Genomic DNA, 13048 nt, shown 5'->3' on the forward strand with positions numbered 1-13048 from the left:
ACCACCCACTGAGAATTCAAAAGAGGCTCTTTAGTCTCATGAGCCGATCAGGCATATAACTGAATAGATCGAGCATGGGAGACGATGCGTCAGCTAAATAGAATGTGTCCACGAACTTAACCTACGGAGCGGACATGTCCTTGAACCAACGTATTCTTTCCTCAGTGAGCCGGGCGGACAGGCTCGGTGTCAATCTCGTGCGCATCGCTATCGCATCCGTTTTCATCTGGATCGGCCTGCTGAAATTTGTTCCTTATGAGGCAGACAGCATCACGCCGATGGTTGCGCATAGTCCGTTCATGTCGTACTTCTATAAGCATCCTGAGCAGTACAAGCAGCACATGACTCAGGAAGGCCAACTGGTACCGGCCGCCCGCGTATGGCAGGAGGAAAACAACACTTATCGATTTTCGAAGGGACTGGGAACGGTCGAACTCGCGATCGCGGTACTTGTTCTGTTCAATCCTCTTTCTCGCAGGGCAGGCCTCATCGGCGGGCTTCTTTCCTTTCTTACCCCTGTGGTAACCCTGTCATTTCTGATCTCCACGCCAGAGGCATGGGTTCCCGCACTAGGCGATGCCCAGCACGGATTTCCTTACCTCTCCGGAATGGGGCGACTGATCTGGAAGGACACGATCATGATGGCGGGCGCCGTAGGGGTCATGGCCGACTCGGCGAGATCAATCCTCGACGAGCGCGCCGTGGACATGTTACTCGGGAGGCGTTCGGCACCGTAGGGTGAGCCAGGACGTATCAAGCTTCCACCTGTGTCAAAGAACTGCGCCCAGGTCAATGTTCCCCGAGTGTTCTGGTGACGATCAAAGCGGTCAGGATCGTCACCAGACGCGCCGTATCCCGCATAGTCCCGCTCGATCCAACCCCACCAGCGCTGCCTTCGCCAAGTGCGACTCGCGGATCCCTCGTTCCGCGAGTCGGCTGACGTGCGTTCGGTCTCAGGTTCTGAACGCTTACCAATGACCGCTGTGGTGGCGCTGTGAGAGGCAAGAACCTCTCAATCCAGAGAAGTAAGAATTCTCGAATGAGCAATAGTGATACCCCCCATTGTCGCCGTTAGTGAATTAGTATTCGTGTAGCCAGGTTGAGTCTCGATTCACCGCTCTCGCGTGAGTTACTCAAGACGCAGCCGCTGTCAAAAAGAGATCTTCTATCTCGATCCTTTGATGGCGCCTTTAACATTGCTACGCGGTCAAGGCTCAGCAGACGGCATGCTCTAGCGCCACCGGTATTCCACCGTCAGCACTGGATGCCGATGAAGGTCTTTGAAATGAGTCTAGTGAGCGCTATCTCCATCGTGACTGGCTAATCGCCGATCGGATGGAAGGCCCGACTTTGACTCGCTAAAGAGATTGACGCTTGCTTTAACGCTCGCATGCGCTATTAGGAGTTTATATGCTCGCACTTGTCCGTACGGCTCTCCATCGACCGTACACATTCGTTGTACTAGCCATACTCATATTCATCATCGGTCCGCTTGCTGCGCTGAGAACGCCGACTGATATTTTTCCTGACATCAAGATTCCCGTAATCAGCGTGGTTTGGCAATACACCGGACTTCCGCCGGATCAAATGGCTGGACGAATCGTCTCGCCTTATGAGCGTGTACTTACGACGACAGTCAACGACATCGAGCATATGGAAGCTCAGTCATTCAACGGCTTCGGGATCGTCAAGCTCTTCTTTCAGCCCGGTGTGAACATCAGCAATGCGAACGCCCAGGTTACCGCGGTGTCGCAGACAATGTTGCGGCAATTGCCGCCGGCCACCACGCCGCCACTGATCCTGAACTACAACGCTTCCACCGTCCCCATCATTCAACTCGCACTCTCCGGTCAGGGGCTCTCCGAGCAGAACGTCGGTGACTTGAGTCTCAATCAACTGCGACCCGCGCTCGTCACGGTGGCGGGTGCATCGATCCCATACCCGTTTGGCGGAAAGACGCGTCAGGTGCAAATCGACGTTGACCCTGCTGCCCTTCAGGCGCGTGGATTGTCGGGACAGGACGTGGCGAATGCCTTGGCCACGCAAAACCTGATCACACCGGTCGGAACGCAAAAGATGGGTGATCACGAATACGTCGTGCAGTTGAACAATGCGCCATCGACGGTCAAGGCGCTCGGAGACATGCCGATAAAGGCTGTCGACGGCACCACGATCTACATGCGCGATGTTGCGAGCGTTCGTGACGGAAGCCCGCCGCAAACGAATATCGTTCATGTGAACGGGCGCCGCTCGGTGCTGCTGTCGGTGCTGAAAAACGGCATGGCGTCGACGTTGGGGATCGTGTCAGGCATCAAGGATCATGTCGCGGACGCGAAACGGTGGCTTCCGGCCAAGCTCAACATCGATCCCATCGGCGACCAGTCGGTATTCGTGCGGTCCGCGATCAGTGGCGTCGCTCGTGAGGGCGTGATAGCAGCTGCGCTAACCAGCCTCATGATTCTGCTGTTCCTGGGGAGCTGGCGTTCGACCATCATCATCGCGACATCAATTCCCCTTGCGATTCTGGGCTCCATCGCGACGCTTGCAGCGCTTGGCGAGACACTCAACATCATGACGCTTAGCGGCCTGGCGCTCGCGGTGGGGATTCTCGTCGATGATGCGACGGTCACGATTGAGAACATCAACTGGCATCTTGAGCAGGGCAAGGATGTCGAACCGGCGATCATGGATGGCGCTGCGCAGATCGTGACGCCAGCGTTTGTATCCCTCCTGTGCATTTGCATCGTGTTTGTTCCGATGTTCTTTCTCGACGGCGTTGCCCGGTTCCTTTTCGTGCCGATGGCCGAGGCGGTGATCTTCGCGATGGTTTCGTCGTTCATCCTGTCGCGCACGCTTGTCCCGACAATGGCCAAGTTTCTGCTTCGCCGGCATAAGCTGGGAGAGCACGCTGATCCTGAAGAGCGTCGCGGTCCGCTCGGGCGCTTTCAACGCTCGTTTGAAGCGCGATTCGAGAGACTTCGCGAGCACTATCACGGATTGCTTGAGTTGGCACTGCGGAACCGCGCCCGGTTCGTCGCGGCTTTCCTTGGCTTTGTGGTGCTCTCCTTTGCGCTCGCTCCGACGCTTGGACGCAACTTCTTTCCAGCGGTCGATGCGGGGCAGATCGTGCTTCACGTGCGAGCCCCTGTCGGCGTTCGGGTGGAGAAGACCGCGCAGATCTTCGCGGATGTGGAGCGCGCGATACGCCAGATCATTCCGCCATCAGAACTCGGCACGGTGGTCGACAATATCGGTCTTCCGGTCAGCGGCATCAATCTGGCCTACAACAACACGGGCACAATCGGTTCGCAAGATGGCGACATACAGATCGCATTGAATGAAGGTCATGGCCCGACTGCCGACTACGTTCGGGAAATGCGAGAGAAGCTGCCGCGAGCATTTCCCGGCGTTACCTTTTCGTTCCCGCCCGCCGACATCATTAGTCAGATCCTGAACTTCGGCTCGCCAGCGCCTATCGACATCCAGATACGCGGCAACGACATCAATGGGAACTTCGAGCACGCGAACCGGCTCCTGCGCGAGATCCGCAAGATTCCAGGTGTGGTCGATGCGAGAATCCAGCAGTCGCAGAGCATTCCGACGCTTAACGTCGATGTTGATCGGACGAGGGCGCAATTGCTGGGCATAACAGAGCGCGACGTCACGAACAGCATGGTTGTGAACCTTGCTGGCTCCAGCCAGGTTCAGCCAACCTATTGGCTCAATGACAAGAACGGCATTCAGTATCCGATTGTTGTTAAAACGCCGCAATATAGCCTGAACTCCCTTGAATCGCTTCAAAACCTTCCGATCACGGCCGGGTTGCAGAACATACCGCAGGTGCTTGGTGGTCTAGCGACGTTTCAGCGGACAACATCGAACGCTATTGTCAGCCAGTACAACATTCAACCGATGGTGGAGATTTTCGCCACCACGCAGGACCGTGACCTCGGCGCGGTCGCGGCCGATATACGACACGTCATTTCGAAGAACCAGAAGGCGTTGCCAAAGGGATCCTCCGTGGCGCTGCTAGGTCAGGTGCAGACGATGAGCAGCGCGTTCGCAGGCATGCTCTTTGGCCTGCTCGGCGCCGTGGTACTGATCTACCTTCTTATCGTCGTCAATTTCCAGTCGTGGGCCGATCCATTCGTGATCGTATCGGCGTTGCCGGCGGCCCTCGCAGGCATCGTCTGGATGCTGTTTGTCACGCACACGCCGCTTTCGGTACCGGCGCTAACGGGTGCAATCATGTGCATGGGTGTTGCGACCGCCAACTCGATCCTCGTAGTGAGCTTCTGCCGTGAACGTCTGGCTGAGCACGGGGATGCCTTCAAAGCTGCAAGCGAAGCGGGATTCACACGCTTTCGCCCCGTTCTGATGACAGCGCTGTCGATGATCATCGGTATGGCTCCGATGGCACTGGCCCTGGGTGAGGGCGGCGAACAGAATGCGCCGCTCGGGCGAGCCGTCATCGGCGGCTTGATCTTTGCCACCACCGCGTCGCTTTTTCTTGTACCGGTGATCTTCTCCATTATTCACGGACGTCCGGGGCGATCGGTTCCCTCGGCACCGGTGACGCGAGGTCCTGCTCATGTCGTCTGAAATTGTCAATGCTCATCCTGTGCCGCGGCGCAGGCTCACCGTCGTCGCGGTGGCTGGAATTGCGCTAGCGATCATCGTGGTGGCCGCGGGGCTAGCCCTGCGGGCTGCCGATGCGCGCAAGCTCCGTACCTGGACCGACGCGCAGGCGATTCCTTCGGTAGAAGTGTTCATGCCGACGGTCATGTCGAACGGGCCTACGCTCGAGTTGCCTTCGCGGCTGGAGCCTTACTCGCGCGCCCCGATCTTTGCCCGCGTCAGTGGCTATCTGAAGTCGTGGAATGTGGACATCGGCGCGTCCGTGAAGACCGGGCAACTCCTCGCGGAGATCGAGACACCCGAGCTCGACCAGCAGTTGCTGCAAGCGCGAGCCGATCTGGTCACGGCGCAAGCCAACTACGAATTGTCAGCTACAACGGCCAAGCGCTGGCAGGCGCTCGTGGGGACCGATTCAGTTGCGCAGCAGGAAGTCGATGATCGAACGAGCGACTATGCGGCGAAAAAGGCAACGGTCGCCGCGGCCAAGGCGAACGTGGAGCGACTGGTTGCGATGAAGGGCTTTCAGCGCATTGCTGCGCCCTTCGACGGCGTCGTGACCTCTCGCGACACCGATGTGGGCGCCCTGATCAACGCTGGCAGCGGCGTCGGTCCTCAATTGTTCACCATCTCTTTCGTGAAGAAGCTGCGCCTGTATGTGCAGGTGCCGCAGAACTACGTACCGCTTGTCCATGTTGGAACAACTGCAACGCTTGTCGTGCCGGAGTACCCGAATGAGCGATTTACTGCGCAGGTGGTTGCGCTCGCGGATTCCGTCAATATCAACACGGGCGCGACGCTGGTACAGCTGATGGTGGACAACTCAGATGGAAAGCTGCTGCCCGGCGGATATGCAAGTCTGCAGTTCGCACTGCCAGCCCGGGCGAACACCGTAAAGATCCCGGCAAGTGCATTGGTGTTCGACGGTCGAGGCCTGATGGTGGCAACGCTCGCAGCGAACAATCGTGTTGCGTTCAAGCAAGTCAAGGTCGATCGTGACCTGGGCGACTCGGTGGAGGTGGGGCAGGGACTGTCGGCGTCGGATCGCGTGATTGACACACCACCGGATGGTCTCGTCGATGGCGATACGGTTCAGATGGCGAATTCGGCAATCATGTCCCATACGGGGCGTGCGGGTGCCACTCAGTCGAGGTCGCCGAAAAATGATTAATCGTGATTCAACTACGTGGACCTGGGGCGATTTTCGGCTGCCTGCATTGATGGCCGGAGTGCTCGCTCTCGCGGGCTGCTCGCTGGCCCCGACTTACAGCGTGCCACCTACCCCTGTCGTTGCGCAATACCGCACTATCGGGCCTTGGGTCACGGCGCAGCCGTCGGACCATTTGAATCGTGACGGCTGGTGGAAGATGTATGACGAGGCGCAACTCGACGAACTCGAAACACGCCTGCTTGCCAACAATACCGACCTTTCCGCTGCGTATTCACACTATATGCAAGCGCAGGCGTTTGTCGGGCAAACTTCGGCGGCGTTGTATCCCAGACTCACGGCCACTGCGGTCCCCCAGCGAAACAGGCAGTCGGATACGCGCCCTTTGCGTAATGGGGGCCCCAACGACTACAACTCGGTTACGCTCGGTGGCCAACTCGACTATGAGGTTGACCTCTGGGGCCGGGTGCGCGATTCGGTGAAGGCAAGCAAGGAAGAGGCCTTGGCATCCAGAGCGGACCTTGCGTCAGTGCAGTTGAGCCTGCAGGTATCGCTCGCCGACAATTACATACGCCTTCGCGGACTCGATCAGCAGACTGATCTGCTGACCAAGACGGTGCAGGCATTTGCGCGGGCCCTGCAACTTACTCAAACACTGCACAACGGCGGCGTCGTGTCGGCACTCGATGTGACGCGCGCACAGACCCAGTTGTCGTCAGCTCAATCGCAGCTGTCACAGAACCTCGGACAGCGCGCGCTCATTGAACACGCGATTGCGGTGCTAGTGGGTGCGTCTGCATCCGAATTCACGTTGTCCGAGCAGACCGCTTCCATCAAGTTGCCAGTGATACCCGCTGGAGTTCCGTCTACCTTGTTGGAACGACGCCCCGATATTGCCGCTGCCGAACGTCGTGTCGCAGAATCGAACACGAAGATCGGAGTGGCGCGTTCAGCGTACTTCCCGTCGATCATATTGAGTGCGCAGGGTGGGCTGCAGAGCACTGCATACGCGGGACTCGTCAGCGCGCCGAACCTCTTTTGGTCCATTGGTCCACAGATTGCCCAGTATGTTCTGGACGGGGGCCTGCGGCGCGCACAACTGGATTCGGCAAAAGCGGCCAACGAAGAGGCGGGCGCAAGATATCGAGGCGTCGTGCTTTCAGCGTTTCAGCAGATCGAGGACAATCTGAGCCTGCTCCAGGACCTCGATATGGCGCTGCAACAGCAACGCGAAGCCAGTGCCGCAGCGCATCAGTCTGTCGAACTTGCGCTGAACAGATACAAGCAAGGAGTGGTTGGTTATTTGGATGTGGTCCAGGCGCAAACCGCCGAACTGGATTCCGAGCGCAGCGTGCTGGATATTCAGACGCGCCAGTTGAGCGCAAACGTGCAGCTGATCAAGGCGCTCGGAGGGGGGTGGTCAAGCGAGGAGCTTGCAAGTGCTTCGGTTCAGTCGCCCGGGGCGAACGAATCAGGCGTTGAGTCTAAATGAAGAGGATCCAGTGATCGGGGGGGCGTGACATCGACGCGATGGAGCTGGAAGGCTCCTGCAGCGGCAGAGATTTTTGAGCTCTTCGAGACCGCTGGACGAACCCGTATAGACTCTTGGTTGAGGTAGGTCTTTCGCATATCTCCGTCGCACGAATCAGTTCACCGTTCGACGGATTCCCAAAACGCATCAGGAAGGTGAGACCGCGCGGGTTCCAGCGGACGATCGACGCACGCCTTTAGAATCGTCCCCGCCTGGGATATACGAGGCATGCCTCGCCCAAAGTCTGGCGGTATGTTGACGCTTTGACCGCGGAGGGAGTAAAGGGGGCAAGAAGTCTGCGGGCCGACATGTGTCGATATACGTTCTGTACAGATGCCCGCAGAATTTCCGGTTAAGGAATGGGCGTCAAGGTTTCGAAGAAGGGTTCCTACCTGTCGCGGGTCAGGCTAAGCCGTGCTTCTTGAATCTCTTCGCGGGCGGGAGTGTCGCCGTGCACGCCGAGCTTCACCAGACGCCTTTGATACATTCGCGTCTTTGCCTGATCTCCAAGGGCATTCGCTGCCTCTGCGGCCTCAGCGGTCGCACGAAAGCGGTTCGGCTCTTTCTGCAGGACACTTTCAAACTCCTCGAGCGCCTCCGAAGGACGATCGAGCCGAAGTAACATCTCACCGAGCAACTCGCGCGCGGGTTTGAGTGGTCCGGGCGTGATAGCCGACTTGTCGGTCGCATCTTCTTTCAGTGCAGCCTCCTGCATTGTGCTCACTGCGTCGCCTTGGTGGCCCTCGTCGAACGCGATCCAGGCTGCCACTTCGAGTTGCTGGATGGCCACCTGCCCGGCCCAATACAGATCCTTCGATGCAAGCAATGCATCGCGAAGTTGCGCGAGCTTGTCACGGTCGTTGACAGCGGCTGATACATCGCCGATTCTCGCCGCGCCCAGTCCGCGGGCGAAGTAGGTGACGGAATCCACGAAGGGAAATGGGGTTTCATGCGGCTGAAGTGCCGCAGCTTCATTCCACGCGTCTCGCTCGATTGCATAGCGCGCCGGCATTGCTGCGCGTGCATAGTAGCCTGCGGTGGGAGGCGCTGCATTGCCGGGTGCAGCGGAGCTGATGCGCGCGCCAATAGGTCCGATCGAACCGACGACGGCTCGGGCGGCCTCATCCTGGCCGGTCTGCAAGAACGCGTAGACGACATAGTCCTGCGCGTGCAATTGCTCCGCCGCGGCGCTCGGGTCCTCTGCGGCGGCACCTGCGGACCGGACGTTCGCATCGATTGACTCCTCCCAAAGACCAAGCCGCGTGAATGTGTGCGACGGCATGTGAAGCGCATGAGGGGCGTCGGGGGCAATCGTTGCGTACCGGCGTGCAGCGACGAGAGACCGTGAGGCGAGCGGCGGAACGTCATAGGTATGGATAATGTAATGCGCTATACCGGGATGATTTGGCTGTTTAGCAAACTCCTTCTCCAGGATCGCACCTGCCTTGAGGCGTTGGGCGTAGCTTTTGTCCGTCGGATCCACGTCCTGGTCGATCGCGAGTGCGTAGAAGACGCGTGCCTCGATGTCCTTGGGATAGGATGCCGTCACTTCAGCCATGGCAGTCTCGTAAGCCCTCTCGCGAGCGGCTTCACTCGTGCTCCCTGAATCCTTATAGAGTTGATCGACCGCCATCACATACGCGCGCTCTCGCTCCGTCTTGAAGCCGAGTTCCTTTGCGCGCTCGACTGCGGCAGCACCGGCCAAAACCGCCTGTGGAGATCGATATCCTCCAAACGGATTGCTCCATTCGCTCAGTGCGATACCCCACTCTGCCATTGAGCAGGATGGATCTCGTTCAAGCACTTCATTGAAGGTGTCAATCGCAGCTGAAAACCAGAAGGAATGGAGCAGCGCGACACCGCGGTCAAACGCTGGTTTTACTGCAGGATCGCACGAGTTCGCGAGATGCACGCTTCCGAGGAGATTCGTTGTCGATGTCGGATCACTGGCTTGCGCGTTGACGATCGACGGCAATCCTGAGAGGGCCACGATGAAGGTGGCCAACACTATGCGCATGAAGCGACCCAACCATCGGGCTACCTCATCCACGGATGATCCACCTGGTGTCGGCGTGCGCACGGTGCTGCTCATCGTGGCGTGCGCAGTGGTTTCAGCAGAGTTTAATTGACGTTTCATGGCTTACCACCCGTTGTCTTTGACTGGGCCGGTACTGACGTTCCCGTGGGGGACGCTGCCCCTGAAGAGTCGCCACGTGAACGTCAGAACTCGAAGAAGAAGTCGAGCAATCAGTCTGCGCTGACCATCAGTTTCCGAAATATGTATTGCAGAAACTAGCGGACGCAGAACACCCTGGATGTGAGCCGGAGGAGCGGCCGACTCCGCCAGACGATAGAGCACCCGCTGTACCGCCCACATCGCCATTCGAACTTTCGTGCCTGTTCTGGTTTGCAATCTTTCCCTCAGCCGCCATGATGTCTCTCGGGTAATGAGGGTTCTCGCCGCCGCCGGGAGCATAGCCGGCTTGCTCAAGTTGAATCATTTCAGCACGCACTTCGGCGCGTGTGAGTGGAACGGTACTCTCAGCGTATGCGGAAGAAGTGAGCGCAACCATGAGCGTACTGGTGACAAGCGCGAGACAAGAAAATGCTTTCATCTTTTCGATTCTCCTTAACTAGCCGGAAGCAACGCCTTGTGGTCAACAACGAGACGTCTCCAGCACCATCAAGGTACGCGGACTTGCGACGACCTTGAATGCTCTGGGGGTGCAAATCCATGCTCGCTCGGCTCAGGGGGAGAGGTGTGTCATCAAGACGAACAGGCTTACTTAACATTGACCTCGCGCTAAGATTGATGAATCGGTCTTAGCTCCGAGTGCGCGTGGCCGGTGGCGGACCCGCAGTCTATTAAGATACCTATCGTTGTGGTACTCGAATGAAGTCGCAATATGACGCACAGCGGTCGGCGTGTCAGGCTTTGGACGAAGGCGACGTATCGTGCTTCATTGCTTTATGGAGGTTCTTCAGCGTGACGCGGGCATTGGATTTGATCCGACGGAAGATGCAAAGCTCCGCGCTATCTCTGCCCCGGGGATCACAATATGCACGCAGGCACCGTGGGCGCCCCAGTCGTTGGCGCTTTGCTCATACCTTCACCATGACATGGATCGAATGCGAACGTCGCGTGCAATTGCGTTCGGAGATCCCGATTGGCGCACCGAGTTTGCCCCGAAAGAATTGCAGTTCTGCGGGGCGATGGGTCTGTGGTGGCGGAGCGGCGAAACCCACGCGCGTTTTTCATCGGTCATGGACTGCACGCCCCCTGGGACAAACTGGATCGCGCATACTTCAATGGCTAGTGCGATGTGGACGTACCTCACCACACCGTTCCCGCTCACGATGCCCGGCGTCGAGGTCAGCGAGACTCAACATCGGGCCGAGCAGGGAGAGACCTGGCGCGTCTTGCATGCGCGATTTCCAAATAGCATCGCTACGCACAGCACCGAGCAGGACTTTTACTTCGACGACAGCTGTCTATTGAAACGCCACGACTATAACGTTGATGTGGCCGGCGGATTCGAGGCCGCCCAGTTGGTGTTTGACTATATCGAGGCCGATGGCATTCGGCTTGCCAGTAAGCAGCGCGCCTACACGCGAGCGGCCGACGGTACGCCTAATCTAAATGATCTTATGGTTCCCATCGACCTGACGAACGCGTCGTTTTCTTGAGAAGAGAGGACGCACGCCAATCGTCGCTGTCGTGCGGCCTTGGAAGGCTAACCGCTCGAGACGGAATCCGGCCGATCCGTTTGGCAGAGCCACCTCGCCAGATGAGTGCGAACGCCGCTTTCGTAAGCGCGCTTGGCAAGGGTGATTGCGATCACCGGCGAAAATCCGCCATCGAGCGAACGAAGTCCCCTCTCTGCTCTAGTTTGGCTTCGAAGGGTTGAAATTGAACTCGAGACGCAGACCGCCTGGTTCATATAGCATCGCGTGCTTGCTGGGGCCGGCGCCTAGCAACTGGGGCGCGAACTCGACGCGTACGCCCGGCCATCTGGAAGCCCGATCGAAGACCTCCTCCAGGGCAGATTCGCTTGGAACCCGCAGAGCGAGATGATGAAGACCGACGTTAGTCTTTCGATCAAAGTTCACCAGGTTCACCTTGTCCTTCACTTCCCATAGCGTCAAGGTTATCAACGAGTCTGATACGAACACGGCGGGATACTCAGGTTTCTCCCCCACCTGTTTCCAGCCGAGACAATTGACGAAGAAGTCGCGGGAAAGGTTTATGTCGGGTACGGTCAAGCCAATATGAGCGATTCCAGTCGTCACTGTGCCGGTTGTCATCGTAGCCTCATCCATTTGGTTGTGTTTGGGTTCGTATCCTAGCGTGCTTTTGAGAATCTGGTGAGTCGTTACGTTTTGAGAGCGCGGCGCTCGGTTGTCCAGTGCCAGATGCAAGAATGCGCAACTTCGCCGCCCATTCGGTTTGGCGCCGTCGCCGGTGTCCTTGGGGTTCTTGTCGCGACCGGGGCTTCGGTGCACCTGCTGGTTCAGCTACCGGCGCTGTGAGAGCGGCATCCCTTTGGAGCCAGCATAGAATACTATCAAGGTAACCGGACTGTCGCCCGTCACGCCACGGTGGACACTGCCAACGGTCTCTGGCAAAACGTCACCCGCATTCACCGTGCGCTTCTCTCCGTCCGGCTTTTCAACAGTTATGGTTCCGCTTAAGACATAGCCCGCGTTTGGCATCGGGTGAGTATGCCACGGCAAGACACTATGGGCGGGAACCGTAATCCTCAGAACTGATATCTCAGGCCGGCCAGACGGATAGTTCGCATATGGCGCCCCATCCCAGGCGGAGTCGGTTTGGAGCAGTGTATCCACCTTGATTGACGAAGAATCGTCTGCTACTGCTGAGTCAAGAAAGGCTGGTCCGGTCAATAACACAAGGGCGATGGAACAGCCTTGTAATCTTGTAAGAAATCTAGCACGCACTTTTGAAGGCCTCGAAAAATTAATCTTGACAAGTCTGACTACCTTGACCGATGGGTGATCTAAGCAGTCTCTACAACAACGCTTTAATTGAGCAATTATTCTACTCCGGCTGTAACCGTTTAGCGGCAGTCGCATGGCGAGCGCATGCTCTCCGCCTGGTACCAATCGAAGACACTGGTCCAAGCCTTCCTTGCCGCATGGTTTTCGAAGGTCGAGTGAACCTGGTCGTTGCGTGAGTCGATGCGCTTCGATCTCTGGCGATCGGGATATTGCCAGCAGCCATTCAAGGGAATCGACAATGATTGCTCCAGGCGCTGTAGCACGATCACGCTCTGAGCTTTGAAGAGGTCGTCGTGTGAACTGTACCTTGACCAGCGGGGCGTCTTGAGTGGGAAAGTCGACGTATCTCACCGCCGACTTTGGAATGCCGGCGCGGTCGTGTGTCAAGCATATGGCACCGGTGGTGATGTCGCGAGACACCTTTGGAGATTACCTAGGATGCTATTCAAGCGCATTGTTGAACGGTCAACATGTCGCTATTGTCCTGCATGCAGGGCGAGGGATGCCTATATGTTTGTCTTGCGGTGCCGCCTTCGCCCTTGTCGTTCGGTTAGTGACTTAAATGTCATGCATCGAAGTCTTGCTCTAGCGAAACCTAAAAGTTCGAAACGGGCAAACTACAGCAAAATCCATGACTCACAGGGCTCCATCAGGTATGTGTCGACGAATGACCTTGCCCCCGTTCGACGAATCCC

9 protein-coding genes are annotated in these 13048 nt (G+C 57.6%); 5 read left to right on the forward strand and 4 right to left on the reverse strand.

What is annotated here, in order from left to right; all coding sequences use genetic code 11:
• Positions 1–134: 134 nt before the first annotated feature.
• The 4 genes from rclC to BG61_RS36210 all read left to right on the forward strand — a co-directional run bounded on the left by rclC (position 135) and on the right by BG61_RS36210 (position 7295).
• Entirely contained in the window at positions 135–737 is a 603-nt protein-coding gene (gene rclC / locus BG61_RS36195; RefSeq protein ID WP_035940191.1) for a reactive chlorine resistance membrane protein RclC, read from the forward strand.
• A gap of 673 nt (positions 738–1410) precedes the next feature.
• Positions 1411–4602 (forward strand): efflux RND transporter permease subunit, encoded by a 3192-nt coding sequence (locus BG61_RS36200; protein ID WP_035940185.1) that lies wholly within the window; start codon positions 1411–1413, stop codon positions 4600–4602.
• A complete protein-coding gene (locus tag BG61_RS36205) occupies positions 4592–5806 on the forward strand; it encodes an efflux RND transporter periplasmic adaptor subunit (RefSeq protein WP_035940183.1) in 1215 nt (404 codons plus the stop codon). Before BG61_RS36200 ends, BG61_RS36205 begins: the two co-directional genes overlap by 11 nt.
• The gene (locus tag BG61_RS36210) at positions 5799–7295 is read left to right on the forward strand and encodes an efflux transporter outer membrane subunit (protein ID WP_051673027.1); all 1497 of its coding nucleotides are present in this window, start codon (positions 5799–5801) and stop codon (positions 7293–7295) included. Before BG61_RS36205 ends, BG61_RS36210 begins: the two co-directional genes overlap by 8 nt.
• Positions 7296–7722: 427 nt before the next feature.
• Here the strand turns inward: BG61_RS36210 and BG61_RS36215 are convergent, their stop codons facing one another.
• Together BG61_RS36215 and BG61_RS45145 are read right to left on the reverse strand one after the other, a co-directional pair.
• A complete protein-coding gene (locus BG61_RS36215) occupies positions 7723–9471 on the reverse strand; it encodes a tetratricopeptide repeat protein (RefSeq protein ID WP_129572348.1) in 1749 nt (582 codons plus the stop codon).
• A 127-nt stretch (positions 9472–9598) separates the two neighbouring features.
• The gene (locus BG61_RS45145; protein WP_075584306.1) at positions 9599–9949 is read right to left on the reverse strand and encodes a DUF4148 domain-containing protein; all 351 of its coding nucleotides are present in this window, start codon (positions 9947–9949) and stop codon (positions 9599–9601) included.
• A 514-nt stretch (positions 9950–10463) separates the two neighbouring features.
• On the opposite strand from BG61_RS45145, the gene BG61_RS36220 reads away from it, so the two are divergent.
• Positions 10464–11021, forward strand: coding sequence for a hypothetical protein (locus BG61_RS36220; RefSeq protein WP_129572347.1), 558 nt, complete (start codon positions 10464–10466; stop codon positions 11019–11021).
• A 198-nt stretch (positions 11022–11219) separates the two neighbouring features.
• On the opposite strand, the gene BG61_RS36225 is transcribed toward BG61_RS36220, so the two are convergent.
• Together BG61_RS36225 and BG61_RS44775 are read right to left on the reverse strand one after the other, a co-directional pair.
• Positions 11220–11639 carry a VOC family protein gene (locus BG61_RS36225; protein WP_035940187.1) on the reverse strand — a complete coding sequence of 140 codons (420 nt, stop codon included), beginning with the start codon at positions 11637–11639 and terminating at the stop codon, positions 11220–11222.
• 210 nt (positions 11640–11849) lie between these two features.
• Positions 11850–12428 carry a cupin domain-containing protein gene (locus BG61_RS44775; RefSeq protein WP_081868307.1) on the reverse strand — a complete coding sequence of 193 codons (579 nt, stop codon included), beginning with the start codon at positions 12426–12428 and terminating at the stop codon, positions 11850–11852.
• Positions 12429–13048: the final 620 nt, after the last annotated feature.

Origin of the sequence: Caballeronia glathei (genome assembly GCF_000698595.1) — a bacterium.
GTDB classification, from domain to species: Bacteria; Pseudomonadota; Gammaproteobacteria; order Burkholderiales; family Burkholderiaceae; genus Caballeronia; species Caballeronia glathei.

What these genes read in the sequence shown, in the direction of transcription:
- rclC (WP_035940191.1), top strand. Translation starts at nt 135, where the DNA reads ATGTCCTTGAACCAACGTATTCTTTCCTCAGTGAGCCGGGCGGACAGG.
- BG61_RS36200 (WP_035940185.1), top strand. Translation starts at nt 1,411, where the DNA reads ATGCTCGCACTTGTCCGTACGGCTCTCCATCGACCGTACACATTCGTT.
- BG61_RS36205 (WP_035940183.1), top strand. Translation starts at nt 4,592, where the DNA reads ATGTCGTCTGAAATTGTCAATGCTCATCCTGTGCCGCGGCGCAGGCTC.
- BG61_RS36210 (WP_051673027.1), top strand. Translation starts at nt 5,799, where the DNA reads ATGATTAATCGTGATTCAACTACGTGGACCTGGGGCGATTTTCGGCTG.
- BG61_RS36215 (WP_129572348.1), bottom strand. Translation starts at nt 9,471, where the DNA reads ATGAAACGTCAATTAAACTCTGCTGAAACCACTGCGCACGCCACGATG.
- BG61_RS45145 (WP_075584306.1), bottom strand. Translation starts at nt 9,949, where the DNA reads ATGAAAGCATTTTCTTGTCTCGCGCTTGTCACCAGTACGCTCATGGTT.
- BG61_RS36220 (WP_129572347.1), top strand. Translation starts at nt 10,464, where the DNA reads ATGCGAACGTCGCGTGCAATTGCGTTCGGAGATCCCGATTGGCGCACC.
- BG61_RS36225 (WP_035940187.1), bottom strand. Translation starts at nt 11,639, where the DNA reads ATGACAACCGGCACAGTGACGACTGGAATCGCTCATATTGGCTTGACC.
- BG61_RS44775 (WP_081868307.1), bottom strand. Translation starts at nt 12,428, where the DNA reads ATGCGACTGCCGCTAAACGGTTACAGCCGGAGTAGAATAATTGCTCAA.